The organism is Streptomyces vietnamensis (assembly GCF_000830005.1).
GTDB lineage: Bacteria > Actinomycetota > Actinomycetes > Streptomycetales > Streptomycetaceae > Streptomyces > Streptomyces vietnamensis.
In genome coordinates this window covers 8241211-8256397 of record NZ_CP010407.1, presented here as the reverse complement: position 1 = coordinate 8256397, position 15187 = coordinate 8241211, and the positions used below count along the sequence as shown (strand labels likewise).

Genomic DNA, 15187 nt, shown 5'->3' with positions numbered 1-15187 from the left:
CGGTGTCCGCCGCCCCGCGACCGGGCCACAGGTACCACCAGCCCCCTCACCCCCGTCCCTCCGACCAGGAGCCCTCATGAAGCCACGCAGCCTACGGCGCCGTGCGACCGCCGCCCTCGCGGCACTCGCGGCCTGTGCCGCCCTCACCGCGACGCAGGGTCAGGCTCAGGCCGCAGCCGCCGCGGACACGCTCACCCCGGCCACGAAGTTCTACGTGGACCCGCACAGCAAGGCCGCCGAGCAGGCACTCACCGACCTCAGGAGCGGCGACTTCACGAACGCCGTGAACATGGCCAAGCTCGCGAGCTGGCCGCAGGCCGAGTGGTTCACCGAGGGCACGCCCGACGAAGTCCGGGCGAAGGTGAGAAGCCTGGTCCGCAAGGCCCGGGCGGTGAACCGGACCCCCGTCCTGGTCGCCTACAACGTGCCGGGCCGGGACTGCTCCCAGTACTCCAGCGGCGGAGCCGCCTCCTCCGCCGCCTACCGGCAGTGGATCGACGCCTTCGCCGCCGGTATCGGCGACAGCAAGGCCGTCGTCGTGGTCGAGCCCGACGGCCTCGCCCTCCTCCCCAGCGACTGCGGGCCGGGCGTGGACCCGACCGGCGAACTCACGGCGGCCCGCGTCGCCGACCTCGCGTACGCGGTCAGGACCATCAAGTCCAAGGCCCGCACCGCGGCCTACCTCGACGCGGGCAACGTCCTGTGGCGGCCCGTGGGCGACATGGCGCGGCGGCTGCTCGACGCCGGCGTCCAGGACAGCGACGGCTTCTCCCTCAACGTGTCCAACACCCACCCCACCGACCACAACGCGCGCTACGGCACCTGGATAGCCAAGTGCATGTGGTTCGCCACCGAAGGGCCCGAGTACGCCCGCGGCCACACCGACTGGTGCGCCACCCAGTACTACTCGGCCGCCGCGCCCAACGACGGCGTCCCGGGCAACGCGGTCGACTCCGCCGACCCCGCCACCTGGCACTGGACCGACGCCTGGTTCGACCAGAGCGTGGGCACCCCGTCGAACGACGCACTGCACCACTTCGTCATCGACACCAGCCGCAACGGCCTGGGCGCCTGGGCCCCGGAGCCCGGCAAGTACTCCGGCGACCCGGAGATCTGGTGCAACGCGCCCGGCCGCGGCCTCGGCCCGCGCCCGACCGCCGACACCGGTGTACCGCTCGTCGACGCCTACCTGTGGATCAAGATCCCGGGCGAGTCCGACGGCAGCTGCACCCGCAACACCGGCGGCACGATCGACCCCGAGTACGGCATCGTCGACCCACCTGCCGGCACGTGGTGGTCCGACCAGGCCCACGCACTGGCCCGCAACGCGGCACCGCGGCTGACCTTCAACCGCTGAGCTCCGCTCGTCCCCCGTCCGCGGCGGCCACGGGAAGCCTCTCGCCCGTGGCCACCGCGTCGATCCCGTTGACGGCATGGGCGGGCGTCAATAATCTGCGCTCAGATCTCCGCCCCCTCGACCGCTGTTCGACGCTTTGCCGTTTGGGAGCGCTCCCACTACTGGAGCGAAGAGGGGACCGAGACTGCTTGACATGCTCACTTCATTCAGGAGCCGCACATGCCACCCTCTCGCCCGTTACGTCTCTCCGCCGCCCTGCTGACGGGCACCCTCCTCCTCGGCGGTCTCGCGACCGCACCGGCCGCCGTCGGCGCCCCCGCCGCCACGGCGGCGACCACGGCCGTACGCGTCAACCAGGTCGGCTACCTGCCCGACGGACCCAAGCGCGCCACCATCGTCACCACGGCGACGCAGGCGCTCTCCTGGCAGCTGCGGAACGCGTCCGGCGCCTTGGTCGCCTCCGGATCGACCGTCCCGCGCGGCGCGGACACCCCCTCCGGGCAGTCCGTCCAGGTGGCCGACTTCTCCTCGTACCGGAGCACGGGGTCGGGATACGTGCTGTCCGTGGACGGCGCCGGCAGCGCACCCTTCGACATCCGCGCCGACCTCTACGACACCTTGCGTTCCGACTCGATGGCGTTCTTCCACCACCAGCGCAGCGGCATCGCGATCGACGCCGCCCTGGTGGGTTCCGCCTACGCACGCCCGGCCGGACACCTCGGCGTCGCGCCCAACCAGGGCGACACCTCCGTACCGTGCCAGGCCACCGTGTGCGACTACAGACAGGACGTCAGGGGCGGCTGGTACGACGCGGGCGACCAGGGCAAGTACGTGGTCAACGGCGGCATCTCCACCTGGCTGCTCGTCAACTCCTTCGAGCGGGCCGAGCGGGCCGGCAGGGATGCCGCGCTGGGCGACTCGACCCTGCGCGTCCCCGAACGCGGCAACGGAATGCCCGACGTCCTCGACGAGGCGCGGTGGGAGCTCGACTTCCTGATGCGCATGCAGGTGTCCGAAGGAAGGCCGTACGCGGGCATGGCCTTCCACAAGGTCCACGACGCGGCCTGGACCGGCATGCCGCTGCGTCCCGACCAGGACGCGCAGCCCCGCGAGCTGCACCGGCCGTCCACGGCGGCGACCCTCAACCTCGCGGCGGCCGCCGCGCAGTGCGCCCGGGTCTTCCGTCCGTACGACTCCGCGTACGCCGACCGGTGCCTGTCGGCCGCCCGCCGGGCCTGGACCGCGGCCCAGGCCAATCCCGCCCTGTACGCGCCGGCTTCGGACAGCACGGGCGGCGGCGCCTACGAGGACACGCGGGTCACCGACGAGTTCTACTGGGCGGCCGCCGAGCTGTACGCGACGACCGGCGAGAGCACCTACCGGGACGCGGTCACCGCCTCGCCCTGGCACACCTCCGCCGACGCCTTCAGTCCGTACGGCTTCGGCTGGGCGGACACGGCCGCGCTCGGCCGGCTCGTCCTGGCCACCGTCCCCAACGGCCTGCCCGCGTCCGACCTGGACCGGATCAAGGCCTCGGTGACGGCAGCCGCCGACGGCTATCTGTCCAGGATGGCAGCCCAGGGCTACGCCGTGCCCGTCCCGGCGGACGGATACTTCTGGGGCTCGAACGGCGAGCTCGCCGACGACGCGATCGTCATGGCCGTCGCCGGCGAGCTGACGGGCGACGGGCGCTACCGCGCCGGCGCGCTGGAGACCATGGACTACCTGCTCGGCCGCAACGCCCTCGGCGTGTCGTACGTGACCGGCCACGGCGAGACGTCCTCGCAGAACCAGCACCACCGCTTCTGGGCCCACCAGTTGGACGCCACCCTGCCCCACCCTCCGGCCGGGTCGCTCGCGGGCGGTCCCGACAGCGCGCTCCAGGACCCCGTCGCGCAGGAGAAGCTGACCGGCTGCGCGCCCGCCGCCTGCTACATCGACGACATCGGCTCGTACTCGACCAACGAGGTGGCGGTCAACTGGAACGCCCCGCTGGCCTGGCTCGCCGCCTATGCCGCCGAGCGAACCTCCACCGGCGGCGAACCGCCCACCACCGCCTGCGCGGTGACGTACACGGTGAACAACGTCTGGAACACCGGCTTCACCGTGACCGTCACCGTCAAGAACACCGGCCCGACGGCCGTGGACGGCTGGCAGCTGGCCTGGGCCTACCCGGGCGGCCAGCGCCTCACGAGCGCCTGGAACGCCACCGTCACCCAGAACGGCACCGCCGTCAGCGCCCGCGACGCCGACTGGAACCGGGCGATCGCCCCCGGTGCGAGCGCGAACTTCGGAGTACAGGGCACCCACACAGGCTCGAATTCCTCCCCCACGGCCTTCACGCTCAACGGGAGCGCCTGCGCCTGATCCGCGTCCGGCCGGAACCGGGCGGAAGCGCCCGCCCGGTCCCGGCCGGCGCCGTACCCAGCCGGAACCCCCACCACCAGGAGCCCCCATGCGCCGACTCCTCGCCTGCCTGACGGCGGCGGCAGCCGCACTCGCCGGACTCACCGCGACGGCGCCACCGGCGACGGCCGCCGACTCGGGCACGTTCCGCGTGCTCACCTACAACGTCGCCGGGCTGCCCGACAGCATCTCCAGCGCGCCGACGCCCCGCGAGCCCGCCACGACCGAGATCGGCCGACGGATCGAGCCGTACGACATCGTCCACGTCCAGGAGGACTTCAACCACCACGCCCGCCTCTACGCCGCCGACACCGCCCACCCGTACCGCACCCCCACCAGCGGCGGGGCGGGCATCGGCAGCGGCCTCAACACGCTGTCGAAGACCCCCTACGACGCGGACGACTTCGAGCGGGTCCGCTGGAACTCCTGCCAGTACGACTCCGGCGACTGCCTGACCCCCAAGGGCTTCACCTTCGCCCGGCAGCGCCTCGCCGAGGGCGTGTACGTCGACTTCTACGACCTCCACACCAACGCGGGCACGAACGCCGGGGACCTGGCGGCACGCGCCGACAACCTGAACCAACTCACCGCCTTCATCACGACCCACTCGGCGGGCAACGCGGTCGTCGTCATGGGCGACACCAACACCCGCTACACCCGCGCCGGCGACACCATCGCCGAGTTCGCCGCCGCCAACGGCCTGACCGACGCCTGGGTCGAGCTCATCCGCGGCGGCACCCCGCCCGCCAAGGGCAGCGAGCCCCTCGTCTGCGACCAGTCCCGGCCGACCGTGCCCAACACCTGCGAGGTCGTCGACAAGGTCCTCTACCGCGGCAGCGGACTCGTCTCCCTGGACGCCACCTCCTACGACAACGAGCACGCCGCGTTCCTCACCGGCGACGGACTCATGCTCTCCGACCACGACCCGGTCACGGTGGGATTCTCCTGGTCACGCAACCCGGACTTCCGACTGAGCGAGCAGTTCGGCGGACCGCACGGCGACCACTTCAACGACATCGACAGCGTCGCCGCCGGCGCCCGCGCCACCACCATCACCCTGAGCGCCGACTCCCGGGTCGACCGGCTGGCCGTCACCCTGGACAACGGCACGACACTCACCCACGGCGGCGCCGGAGGCACCACGGCCTCCCTCACCCTCGGCAGCGGCGAGTACGTCATGACCGCGCACTTGTGCCGGGCCCAGAAGGACGGCCGCACCCGGATCTTCCACGCCAGGTTCACCACGAACCTCGGCCGCACCCTCGCAGGCGGCACGCCGACCTCCGACTGCGTCACCCATACCGCCCCTCCCGGCTGGCAGATCACCGGCTTCCACGGCCGCTCGGGCGACGAGATCGACAAGATCGGCTTCATCCAGACCCGCCGCTGACACGACCGACCGCCACCCGCCCCCGAGGCACCGCTCCGGTCGGCGCCGTGACCGGATCACTTCGCATCGGCGCTGGGAACGGCCAGCGGATCGCGCGGTGCCTCCTTCTTCCCGGCCTCCAGCTCACCGCCGAGCTCTGTGAGCCTGTTGCGGCCCATCGCCTTTCGGACCTCTGGGAACCAGTCCTGCTCCTCTTCCTCGACGTGGTGGCGGACTTGTTCCATCAGCACGGTCATCTTCGCTTTGAAGCGTTCGTCGCCCGGGTCCATGCCCTTGATCTCCGACAGCATCCACACCACCGCGTGGTGTTCCTCGATGCTTTCCAGGATGTGGTCCGTCGTGTCCGGTGCGGCTTCCCGGGCAGCGGGGTAGAAGAACTTCTCCTCGATCCAGGCGTGGACGGTGAGCTCTTCGATCACCTCGTCGGCGATGCGGCGACGTTCGGCCGTGTCGTCGTCGGAGGTCTTCTCGAACCGCTTGAACAGTTTCTCGACGGTCTTGTGGTCCTCGCGCAGCAGCACGATCGCGTCCATGCGGGCGCCTCCTCGTCAGGTGTTGACCCCGTCAGGTGTTGACACGGCTGTCGGCGCCCTCACGTCCGTCAGCGTGATCATCCTCGAACCAGTGCTCGCCGACCGCGAGACAGCGGAAGGAACGGCCCGTATGAGCGGGCAGGACGAAGGCGACCTGCGTGCGGCCCTTGAGCTGTTCCGTTCGAGCACCGGCTGACTCCTGGCGGGCGGGGTGGCAGGGCCCACGCACCGTCGCACGGCTCTTCTCTCCGCGGCTGCGCACACGCCGTCGGCAGCGGGACCGGTCACTCGCCTGGCGGCCGATCGCGGGGCGGCGTCCGTGCCCAAGGTCTCCGTGGCTCCCCATGGCATGGCTGCCCGCCTAGTTCGACAGCCGCCGAACGTACGGCCGGACGGCAGAACCCGGATCCGCGGGCCGGCAACCGCCTCCGCCGCCACGACGCGCCCCATGATCGGCAGCCACCGCCATGAAGGACGGGTACGGCATCACCGCCGGGGTAGCCGGACCCTATGGGCACCACCACAGAAACCACACCGCTGCGCGCTGTGGCCCTGGTCTGCACGCTCTCGCCGTCGCCGAAGCCGTCCAGCTCGCAGTTGCTGGCCGAGCAGACCATGGCCGCCCTCGCCGAGCACGGCGTCACCGGAAAGGTGATCCGGATCGCCGACCACGACGTCAAACCGGGCGTCGCGGTCGACATGGGCGACGGCGACGCCTGGCCGGGGATCCGCGACACCGTCCTGGGCTGCGACATCCTGGTCCTGTCCACGCCCATCTGGCTCGGCCACCCCTCCAGCCTCGCCCAGCGCGTCCTGGAGCGCCTCGACGCCGAACTCGGCGAGAGCGACGACCAAGGCCGCATGCTCACCTACGGCAAGGCCGCCGCGGTCTGCGTCGTCGGCAACGAGGACGGCGCCCACCACGTCGGCGCCGAACTCTTCCAGGGCCTGAACGACGTCGGCTTCTCCCTCGCCCCGAACGCCGTCACCTACTGGGTCGGCGAAGCCATGCAGGCCACCGACTACCAGGACCTCGACAAGACCCCCGAGAAGACCGCCGAGACGACCAGGACCCTGGCCGCGAACACCGCGCACCTGGCGCGCCGGCTCAAGGCGGCCCCCTACCCGCCCTCTTCCTGACCACCGGCCCACCTCACCCTGCCGGAAGGAGACCGTGATGCCCTCCGACGAACAGGCCCCCCTCACAGACCCTGTGCGGCTCCACCCCCGTCCGCCCTTCCCCGAGCAGGACCAGGACCACCCCGGTTCGACCGAGGCGATGGATCCCCGCCCCGACCACGGCGAGGACAGCTACCGCGGCAACGGTCTGCTGCGCGGTCGCAAGGCACTCGTCACCGGAGGGGACTCCGGGATCGGCCGGGCCGTCTGCCTGGCCTTCGCCCGGGAAGGCGCCGACGTCGGCTTCACCCACCTGCCCGAAGAAGCCGACGAGGCCGAAGAGACCGCCCGCCTGATCCGACAGGCCGGCCGCACGGCGGTGGCGGTCGCCTGCGACATCCGCCACGAGGACGAGTGCACCGCCCTCGTCGACCGGACGGTGGCCGAGCTGGGCGGCATCGACCTGCTCGTCAACAACGCCGCCTACCAGATGGCCCAACCGGACGGCATCGAGGCGATCACCACCGAGCAGTTCGACCGGGTGATGAAGACCAACCTGTACGGGATGTTCTGGCTCACCAAGGCCGCGCTGGCCCACCTGCCGCGCGGGAGCTGCGTGATCAACACGGCTTCCGTGCAGGGCTACCAACCCAGCCCGCACCTGCTCGACTACGCCATGACCAAGTCCGCGATCATCTCCTTCACCCACGGCCTCGCCCAGATGCTGGCCGAGCGGGGGATCCGGGCCAACGCCGTGGCGCCGGGACCGGTGTGGACCCCGCTGATCCCCGCGACGATGCCCGACCCGACGAAGTTCGGCGAGCAGTCGCCGCTGGGCCGGCCCGCACAGCCGGCCGAGATGGCACCCGCGTACGTCTTCCTCGCCTCCGGCCAGGCCTCCTACATCACCGGCGAGATCGTCAACGCCACCGGCGGAACCCCTCTGCCGTGACCCCGGAGGGGGCCCTGCGGCATCGGAGCCCGATGACGAGGGCCCCCGGGCCGCGAGTACGGCATGACGGTGCCGGATCGGGGGAGCAGCGGGGTATGACTACCAACAATCCAGACCCAGACCCGGACCGTACTACCGGCTTGACCGAGGGCGGCGCCGTACCCGCCGGTGAGACACCACCGGCAGAATCCGGCACCGGGACGGGCACGGGCCCTCACAGGCCGTTGAAACGCGGCTGGGCGGGCGGCCCGCTGGCCGTCATCATCGGCGTGGTCGTCCTCGTGGCGCTGTTCTTCCTGGTGTACGGCATCGTCCTGGCGCTCTAGACGCAGACCTCCTTCCCCGCGCCGTCGTGTCGCAGGGCCGGCCTGCCTTCGGCGAAGGAGGGGTCTGCTCCCCGCCGCCGGTCCACCGGGCCCACCGCTACGGCCGGCCCCTGTGTGGAACGGCTGAAACCGGTGACACGCGGAGCATGAGGGTTCAGCGCGTACGAACACCCGGAGCCGTGGTCGTGGTGACAGGTGCGTCCAGCGGGATCGGTCGGGCCACCGCGCTGGCCTTCGCCAAGCGTGGTGCGAGGGTCGTGCTGGCTGCCCGCAGCGCCGGAGCACTGGAGCAGGTGGCACGGCAGTGTGCCGGCGCGCATCCCCGGGCAGAAGCCGCGTGGGCCTGTGCGGACGTCTCGGACGAGGAGGCCATGGTGCACATCGCGCAGACGGCCGTCGCCCGGTTCGGTCGCATCGACGTCTGGGTGAACGCGGTCGGCATCGGCGTTCTCGGCACTGTCGAGCAGGTGCCGGTCGCCGACATGGGTCGGGTATGGGACGTGAACGTACTGGCCCCCGTGAGGGGCGCCCGCGCCGCGCTCCCGTACATGCGGGACCAGGGCCGTGGCGTGCTGATCACCATCTCCTCCGTCCTCGGAGGTGCCGTCCAGGCCCCGTACATGGGCGCCTACGCCGCCTCCAAGGCCGCCCTCGTCAGCCTGGACGAGACCCTGCGCCAGGAACTGGCCCTGACCGGAGGCCGGGGCATCGCCGTCTGCACCGTGCTGCCCGCCGGCGTCGACACCCCGTTCTACTCCCACATGGGCAACCGCTCCCGGCGCCGCCTGAAGTCCCTGCCCCCGACAACCACCCCCGAGCGCGTGGCGCGCGTGGTCGTCCGTACCGCCGCGCGCCCTCGACGGCGGGTCTGGGTGGGACCGGGAGCCCGGCTGCTGCCGTGGGCCCACACGGTCGCTCCCAGGCTCGTGGAACGGGCCGTCGCCTTGCGCACCGAGCACGGCTACCTCGACGCCGCCGATACGGCACCGGTCACCACCGGCGTGTTGTACAAGGCGTGCGACGGCACCGCCGCGGTCCGCGGTGGGGCGCATGCCTCGCTGTGGACGCGGGGGCGCCGAGCCGCCATGGCCGCCGTGACGGGGGCGGTGGGAGCCGTCGGTGCCCGCTCGGTGCTCCGTGCCGGGCCGGACAGCCCGCCCACCACATCGTTCCGCACCAGAGGTCTTCCGTTCCGGAGGAGGTCGTAGTCATGGCACAGTGGCACCGTCTCATGCACGCCACGCCCCAGGAGGTCTGGTCCGTCCTGAGCGATCCGCGCCAGTACGGCCGCTGGGTCGTGGGCGCTCACCGATCCTGGCCTCAGGGCGGCGGATGGCCCGCCGAGGGCGCCGAGCTGGGCTACGCCCTCAGAGTCGGCCCGTGGACGTACCGCGGCAGCACCGTCTCCCGGCGCTGCGAACCGCCGCACCGGCTCGAACTGGAGGCCAAGAGCGGTGTCGGCAGCGCCAGGATCGCCTTCCGGATCGACCCCTGGGGCGAAGACACTCTGGTCGTGATGGACGAGCATCCTCTGGCGGGTCCGGCAGCCGGCTGGCACAACGCGGTGGTGGACGCCCTGCTGCGCTGGCGCCACCGGAGCGTGCTCGCCCGGCTGAGCGAGGTCGTCGAGTCCGCGGCGAAGGCCGAGGCCCGTGCCCACGCCTGACGCCGTCGTCATCGGGGCCGGCCCCAACGGCCTGGTGGCCGCCAACCTCCTCGCCGACGCCGGCTGGCAGGTCGTGGTCCTCGAGGCGCAGGACCGGCCCGGCGGTGCGGTGCGCAGCGACCGGGGCGTCCATCCCGATTACGTCCACGACCTGTTCAGCGCCTTCTACCCGCTGGCCGCCGCCTCCCCCGTCATCCGGGGCCTCGCCCTGGAGCGGTACGGGCTGCGGTGGAGCCGCGCCCCGGCCGTCGTCGGACACCCGCTGAGGGACGGACGCTGCGCGGTCCTCGGCAGCCACCCGGACGACACCGCCGCTTCCCTGGCCCGCTTCCACGCCGACGACGCACGTTCCTGGCACCACCTGCACCGCCTCTGGCAGCGCTACGGAGACGATCTCGTCGGCTGCCTGTTCGCCCCCTTCCCGCCCGTGCGGTCCGGACTGCGGCTCGCCGCCCGCACCGGCATCGCCGAAGGGCTGCGGCTCTTCCGCGACATGCTCCTGCCCGCCCGCCGCTTCGGCGAGGAGCACTTCGCCGGCGAGGGCGGCCCGCTCCTGATCGCGGGCAACGCCCTGCACGCGGACCTGGCACCGGAATCCGCGCTGGGCGGCGGGTTCGGCTGGCTGATGTGCATGCTCGGACAGACCCACGGCTTCCCCGTCCCGGTCGGGGGCGCCGGCAGCCTCACCGACGCACTCGTACGCCGACTGCTGGCACGCGGGGCGACGCTCCACTGCGGGCACCCGGTGACCCGGGTCGTCATACGCGACGGCCGCGCGGTCGCGGTCCGCACCGCCGACGGCACGGAGGTACCCGCCCGGCGCGCCGTACTCGCCGACGTCCCCGCTCCCGTGCTGTACGAGCGGCTGGTCGGCGAAGACCACCTGCCGGTCCGGCTCCGCGCCGACCTGCACCGCTTCCAGTGGGACCTGGCCACCGTCAAGATCGACTGGGCGCTGTCCCGGCCGATCCCCTGGACCAGCGAGGGAGCGCACGGCGCCGGGACCGTCCACATCGCCGAGGGCCTCGACGCCCTCACCCGCTTCGCCGCCCAGCTGGCCATGGGACAGGTCCCGGACGTGCCGTTCACCGTTCTGGGCCAGATGACCACCGCCGACCCCACCCGCTCCCCCGTCGGCACCGAGTCGGCGTGGGGCTACACCCACGTGCCCCAGCGCATCCGCTCCGACGCCGGAGACGACGCGATCCGCGGCTCCTGGAGCGCCCGGGAGAAGGAGGCGATCGCCGCCCGGGTCGAAGCCGGCATCGAATTCCTGGCCCCGGGTTTCCGCTCCACGATCACCGCCCGCCGCATCCTCGCCCCGCCCGATCTGGAACGCCTCAACCCCGCCCTGGTGGGCGGCGCCGTGAACCAGGGCACCACCCAGCTCCACCAGCAGCTCCTCTTCCGCCCTCTGCCCGGCACCGGCCGCCCCCGCACAGCCGTCCGCGGCCTCTACCTCGCGTCCGCCACCGCCCACCCCGGCGGCGGTGTCCACGGCGCCCCGGGGGCCAACGCGGCCCGGGCAGCCCTACGAGCCCTCCGCGTCCCGCGCGGCGGGTCCCACCGCTCGACCGCGTAAGCGCACTCCATGGGCCTTCCCCTCCCCTGCGAGCGGCTGTTCCGCGGGCTCCAGGCCGCCCCCGGCCCGCTCGCAGGCAGGCCGCTCAGCCCTCGTCGCACAGGACCCTGACGGTCGTCATGCTGGTGTCGACGGCATCGGGTACGACCATGCCGGCCTCGACTCCGGTGCGGAGATAGCGCAGGACGTCCGTGGTGAGACGTTCACCGGGCAGCGCGGCCGGGATGCCCGGCGGGTACGGGGTGAGCATCTCGGCGGCGATGCGTCCTCGGGCCCGCTCCCACGGGACTTGTTCGGTGCGTCCGAAGAAGGCGTCCCGCGGCAGGGCCGCCTGCTCCAGGCGGAGTTCGCCGGGTGAGGGAAGGTACACCGGCTGTCCGGTGCGCAGTCGGGGCGCGTGGCGGGCGAGGTCCGAGAGCGCGGCGAGCAGGATGTCGGCGGTGCGGTCGTCGTCGGCGTGGGTGAGCTGGGCGCTGATCCGGCGGTGGTCGGAGACGTGGAGGTTGACGCGGTGGTTCCGGCGCAGCCAGTCGGCGGCGCGGTAGCCGGTGACCTGCCAGGCGCTGATGTCGATGATGATCTGGAGGGGGTCCAGGTCGGAGGCCTTTCCGGGGCCGCAGAAGTCGGCGCGGTCGTGGACGTGGAGGCCGTCGATGCGGGAGATGCGGCCGCGGACCCGGTCGGCGAGGAGGAGGGCGTCGTCGTACAGGGACTTGCCGTGCTCGACCATCTGGCGCCGCCATCCGTCGAGGGCCGCGTAGACGAGGACGGAGGGGCTGGTGGTTCCCAGCAGATCCTCACGGCTTTTCAGCACTTCGGGGGCGACGAGGTCGCCCTGGAGGTGGAAGACCGAGCTCTGTTCGAGCCCGGAGCCCATCTTGTGCACCGAAGTGACGCACACGTCCGCGCCGGCGTCCATCGCCCAGGTCGGCAGGTCCGGGTGGAAGGGCAGGTGGGCACCCCATGCCTCGTCGACGACGAGGGGGACGCCGTGCCGGTGGCAGACCTCGGCGATGGCGGCGAGGTCCGAGCAGGTCCCGTAGGGGGTGGGGGTGGTGACCAGCGCACCGCGCGCGTCGGGGTGCTCCGTCAGCGCGCGCTCGAAGGCCGCCGCGGACGGAGGGTGGGCCAGATGGCGGTCGGCGTCCCACTGCGGGTCGACCCAGACGGGCCGGATGCCCGACAGGATCAGTCCCGAGACCACCGATTTGTGGGCGTCCCGACCGACCACCAGCTCCTCGTGCGGGCCGGCGACCGAGAGCATGGCGGACTTGACGGACAGCGAGCTGCCGCAGGTGGAGAAGAAGGCGTGGTCGGCGCCGACGGCCTCGGCCATGAGCGCCTGCGCCTCCTCGATGATCCCCTGGGAGGAGGTGCGGTCGTCCAGGCCGCTGGTGGCCAGGACGTCCGAGCGGAAGACGGCCTCTCCGAGCACGGCGCGGACCCGCGGGTCCGCGCCGCGTCCCTGTTTGTGTCCCGGCGGGGTGAACGGCGTCTGGCCGGCCTCGTGGTAGGCGGCCAGTGCGTCCAGTACGGGCGTCCTCGACTGATCCATACCCGATCGCCTGCCCGCTCCGGGAGGGCGGAAACGGCGGCCCCGCCCTCGGGACCTGCCGTGTCCGGCCGGTGGCCGTCAGGGGTGGAAGAGGACCTTCACCATGTTGTCGCGCTTCTTCTGGAAGTCCTCGTACGCCTGTGGGGCGTCGTCCAGGGGCAGGTGGTGGGTGGCGAAGCCCTCGACCCCGAGGGGGTCGCCGTCGGTCAGCAGGGGAAGCAGGTCGTCGACCCATCGGCGGACGTTGGCCTGTCCCATGCGCAGCTGAATCTGCTTGTCGAACATCGTGAGCAACGGCAGTGGATCGGCGGCCCCGCCGTAGACGCCGGCGAGGGAGATGGTGCCGCCTCGGCGTACGAGTTCGATGGCCAGGTTCAGGGCGCCCAGGCTGTCCACGCCCACCTTCTTCATCAGCGCGGAGGCCATGGCGTCCGGGAGGAGGCCGGTCGCCGTCTGCGCGGCCCGGGCGGTGCGGCCGCCGTGGGCCTCCATGCCGACGGCGTCGATCACGGCGTCCGGGCCGCGGCCGCCGGTCGCGTCGCGGACCGCGTCGACGAGCCGGTCTCCGTACTGGGACAGGTCGTAGATCAGGACGCCGTGGCCGGCGGCGCGGGCGAGCCGTTCGGGCACCAGGTCGATGCCGATCACCTGGCCGGCCCCGCGGTGGGCGGCGATGCGGGTGCACATGTCGCCGATGGGCCCGAGGCCCAGGACGGCGACGCTGCCGCCGGGCGGGACGTCGGCGTATTCGACGGCCTGCCAGGCGGTCGGCAGGACGTCCGACAGGTACACGAACCGTTCGTCCGGCGGGCCCTCGGGGACCCGGATCGGGAGGGTGTCGGCGAAGGGGACGCGGAGGTACTCGGCCTGCCCGCCGGGCACCTGCCCGTAGAGCTTGGTGTACCCGAAGAGGCTGGCGCCGGTGCCGTGCTCGTGGACCTGGGTGGTCTCGCACTGCGAATGCAGGCCCTGCGCGCACATGAAGCAGGTGCCGCAGGACACGTTGAAGGGCACGACCACCCGGTCCCCGGGCTTCAGGTCCCGGACCTCGGGCCCCACCTCCGCGACGACCCCCATCGGCTCGTGTCCCAGGATGTCCCCCGGGTCCAGGAACGGCCCGAGCACCTCGTACAGGTGCAGATCGGACCCGCACAGCCCGGTCGTCGTCACCTCGATCACGGCGTCCGTGAGATCGGTGATCCGCGGATCCGGAACGGTTGCCACCTCGATCTTGCGGCGGCCCTGCCAGGTCACGGCTTTCATCGCGCCTCCTCTTGTCACGCATGGGTGTTCCGCCACCCCGCCGCCCCGCCGCCGGCCCGCAGGCCTGCCGGAGGGTGTCGGCCTGAGAGGGCTTCGAGGAGTTCACCGCCCTGCGGGTCGGGCAGGGCACGGACTGCATCGGCCCGGGCGACGACACCCACGAGGGTGGGGCCGTCGATCACGGGCAGACGGCGGAAGTCACGATGCGTCTCCCGAGCTGCGGTCGGCCACGCGGCCGGTCCCGGCGGCCTGGTATCCGCGCGCCTGCCCCCTGGCGACCCCTTCAACCAGCCGTGCTCGACATATTCGGCCGAGGACTCCGGCGCCTCTCGCGCGCCCCTCGACTCCGAGCGGGCGGCCGCCCCGGGCCGAGCAGTCCCTTCGGAACCGGCCGCTTCTCCGCCGGGTCAGGTCTCGGGGAACGCGGGAGAGATGCCCAGTGACGGGGCGATGGCCGACCAGATCGTCGACTGGGCCGTGGACAGGTCGACACGTGGGTCGGCGAGCATCACGCGAATGCCCAGGCCGTCGCACAGCGCCAGGATCAGAGTGCTGATCGCGGCGACATCGCAGGGGGCGAACTCGCCCGAGGCGACGCCGCGTTCCACCGCGCCGCCGACCCAGGCGTGGAGCTGGTCGTACAGGTCGACGGCGAGGTGCCGGGCCGCGTCGTCGCGCTGTGCGCGCACCCAGAGTTCCTGCCACAGTTTCCAGTCCTGGCGCAGCTCCTCGTCCGTGGGCAGCATGGTGCGCACGATGCGTGCGAGCAGGACGCCGGCCGGCACGTCGGCGTCGCCGCCGTCGAGGTCCGTGCCGGTCTGGGCGAACGAGTGCGTCATCGCCTCGGCGAAGAGCTTCTCGCGGGTGTCGAAGTGGTAGTGGAGCAGCGCCTTCGACACCCCCGCGTGCTCGGCGACCTTGCGCATGCTGACGTTCTCGAACCCGATGTCCGCGATCACCTCGCACGCGGCCTTGAGGATTCGCTCCCGTGTCTCGAGTGCGCGCTCGGCCTTGGTCACGTCGGCAACTCCCGCTTTC

General features: G+C 72.2%; 14 protein-coding genes. 10 read left to right on the top strand and 4 right to left on the bottom strand.

The window, feature by feature from the left end; genetic code table 11:
• Positions 1–76: 76 nt before the first annotated feature.
• The 3 genes from SVTN_RS36745 to SVTN_RS36735 all read left to right on the top strand — a co-directional run bounded on the left by SVTN_RS36745 (position 77) and on the right by SVTN_RS36735 (position 5153).
• A complete protein-coding gene (locus tag SVTN_RS36745) occupies positions 77–1357 on the top strand; it encodes a glycoside hydrolase family 6 protein (RefSeq protein WP_041132947.1) in 1281 nt (426 codons plus the stop codon).
• Positions 1358–1576: 219 nt separating this feature from the next.
• Positions 1577–3724: a glycoside hydrolase family 9 protein gene (locus SVTN_RS36740; protein WP_041132946.1), complete on the top strand. Its 2148-nt coding sequence runs from the start codon at positions 1577–1579 to the stop codon at positions 3722–3724.
• Between the two features lie 88 nt (positions 3725–3812).
• Positions 3813–5153, top strand: a complete 1341-nt coding sequence (locus SVTN_RS36735; RefSeq protein WP_041132945.1) for a jacalin-like lectin — start codon at positions 3813–3815, stop codon at positions 5151–5153.
• 56 nt (positions 5154–5209) lie between these two features.
• Here the strand turns inward: SVTN_RS36735 and SVTN_RS36730 are convergent, their stop codons facing one another.
• Positions 5210–5686, bottom strand: a complete 477-nt coding sequence (locus SVTN_RS36730) for a hemerythrin domain-containing protein (protein ID WP_041132944.1) — start codon at positions 5684–5686, stop codon at positions 5210–5212.
• 73 nt (positions 5687–5759) lie between these two features.
• On the opposite strand from SVTN_RS36730, the gene SVTN_RS46280 reads away from it, so the two are divergent.
• The 7 genes from SVTN_RS46280 (at position 5760) to SVTN_RS36700 (ending at position 11331) form a co-directional block, all read left to right on the top strand.
• Positions 5760–5882, top strand: coding sequence for a hypothetical protein (locus tag SVTN_RS46280; RefSeq protein WP_281192637.1), 123 nt, complete (start codon positions 5760–5762; stop codon positions 5880–5882).
• 314 nt (positions 5883–6196) lie between these two features.
• On the top strand, positions 6197–6826 hold the full coding sequence (locus SVTN_RS36725; RefSeq protein WP_041132943.1) for a flavodoxin family protein: 630 nt from the start codon (positions 6197–6199) through the stop codon (positions 6824–6826).
• A 37-nt stretch (positions 6827–6863) separates the two neighbouring features.
• Positions 6864–7757, top strand: coding sequence for an SDR family oxidoreductase (locus SVTN_RS36720; protein WP_041132942.1), 894 nt, complete (start codon positions 6864–6866; stop codon positions 7755–7757).
• A gap of 32 nt (positions 7758–7789) precedes the next feature.
• The gene (locus SVTN_RS36715) at positions 7790–8083 is read left to right on the top strand and encodes a DUF6480 family protein (RefSeq protein ID WP_425429035.1); all 294 of its coding nucleotides are present in this window, start codon (positions 7790–7792) and stop codon (positions 8081–8083) included.
• Between the two features lie 185 nt (positions 8084–8268).
• Positions 8269–9291, top strand: coding sequence for an SDR family NAD(P)-dependent oxidoreductase (locus SVTN_RS36710; RefSeq protein ID WP_159026558.1), 1023 nt, complete (start codon positions 8269–8271; stop codon positions 9289–9291).
• A gap of 2 nt (positions 9292–9293) precedes the next feature.
• Positions 9294–9749 carry an SRPBCC family protein gene (locus SVTN_RS36705; RefSeq protein WP_041132940.1) on the top strand — a complete coding sequence of 152 codons (456 nt, stop codon included), beginning with the start codon at positions 9294–9296 and terminating at the stop codon, positions 9747–9749.
• A complete protein-coding gene (locus SVTN_RS36700) occupies positions 9736–11331 on the top strand; it encodes a phytoene desaturase family protein (RefSeq protein WP_041132939.1) in 1596 nt (531 codons plus the stop codon). Before SVTN_RS36705 ends, SVTN_RS36700 begins: the two co-directional genes overlap by 14 nt.
• A gap of 85 nt (positions 11332–11416) precedes the next feature.
• Here the strand turns inward: SVTN_RS36700 and SVTN_RS36695 are convergent, their stop codons facing one another.
• The 3 genes from SVTN_RS36695 to SVTN_RS36685 all read right to left on the bottom strand — a co-directional run bounded on the left by SVTN_RS36695 (position 11417) and on the right by SVTN_RS36685 (position 15168).
• The gene (locus SVTN_RS36695; RefSeq protein WP_041132938.1) at positions 11417–12886 is read right to left on the bottom strand and encodes an aminotransferase class I/II-fold pyridoxal phosphate-dependent enzyme; all 1470 of its coding nucleotides are present in this window, start codon (positions 12884–12886) and stop codon (positions 11417–11419) included.
• Positions 12887–12964: 78 nt separating this feature from the next.
• On the bottom strand, positions 12965–14149 hold the full coding sequence (locus SVTN_RS36690) for a zinc-dependent alcohol dehydrogenase (protein ID WP_041132937.1): 1185 nt from the start codon (positions 14147–14149) through the stop codon (positions 12965–12967).
• Positions 14150–14556: 407 nt separating this feature from the next.
• Positions 14557–15168, bottom strand: coding sequence for a TetR/AcrR family transcriptional regulator (locus tag SVTN_RS36685; RefSeq protein WP_041132936.1), 612 nt, complete (start codon positions 15166–15168; stop codon positions 14557–14559).
• Positions 15169–15187 lie beyond the last annotated feature (19 nt).

Bases quoted from the DNA above. Each gene is read 5' to 3' on its own strand.
- SVTN_RS36690 (WP_041132937.1), bottom strand. From the start codon at position 14,149: ATGAAAGCCGTGACCTGGCAGGGCCGCCGCAAGATCGAGGTGGCAACC.
- SVTN_RS36695 (WP_041132938.1), bottom strand. From the start codon at position 12,886: ATGGATCAGTCGAGGACGCCCGTACTGGACGCACTGGCCGCCTACCAC.
- SVTN_RS36725 (WP_041132943.1), top strand. From the start codon at position 6,197: ATGGGCACCACCACAGAAACCACACCGCTGCGCGCTGTGGCCCTGGTC.
- SVTN_RS36745 (WP_041132947.1), top strand. From the start codon at position 77: ATGAAGCCACGCAGCCTACGGCGCCGTGCGACCGCCGCCCTCGCGGCA.
- SVTN_RS36735 (WP_041132945.1), top strand. From the start codon at position 3,813: ATGCGCCGACTCCTCGCCTGCCTGACGGCGGCGGCAGCCGCACTCGCC.
- SVTN_RS36740 (WP_041132946.1), top strand. From the start codon at position 1,577: ATGCCACCCTCTCGCCCGTTACGTCTCTCCGCCGCCCTGCTGACGGGC.
- SVTN_RS36715 (WP_425429035.1), top strand. From the start codon at position 7,790: ATGACGAGGGCCCCCGGGCCGCGAGTACGGCATGACGGTGCCGGATCG.
- SVTN_RS36720 (WP_041132942.1), top strand. From the start codon at position 6,864: ATGCCCTCCGACGAACAGGCCCCCCTCACAGACCCTGTGCGGCTCCAC.
- SVTN_RS36705 (WP_041132940.1), top strand. From the start codon at position 9,294: ATGGCACAGTGGCACCGTCTCATGCACGCCACGCCCCAGGAGGTCTGG.
- SVTN_RS36730 (WP_041132944.1), bottom strand. From the start codon at position 5,686: ATGGACGCGATCGTGCTGCTGCGCGAGGACCACAAGACCGTCGAGAAA.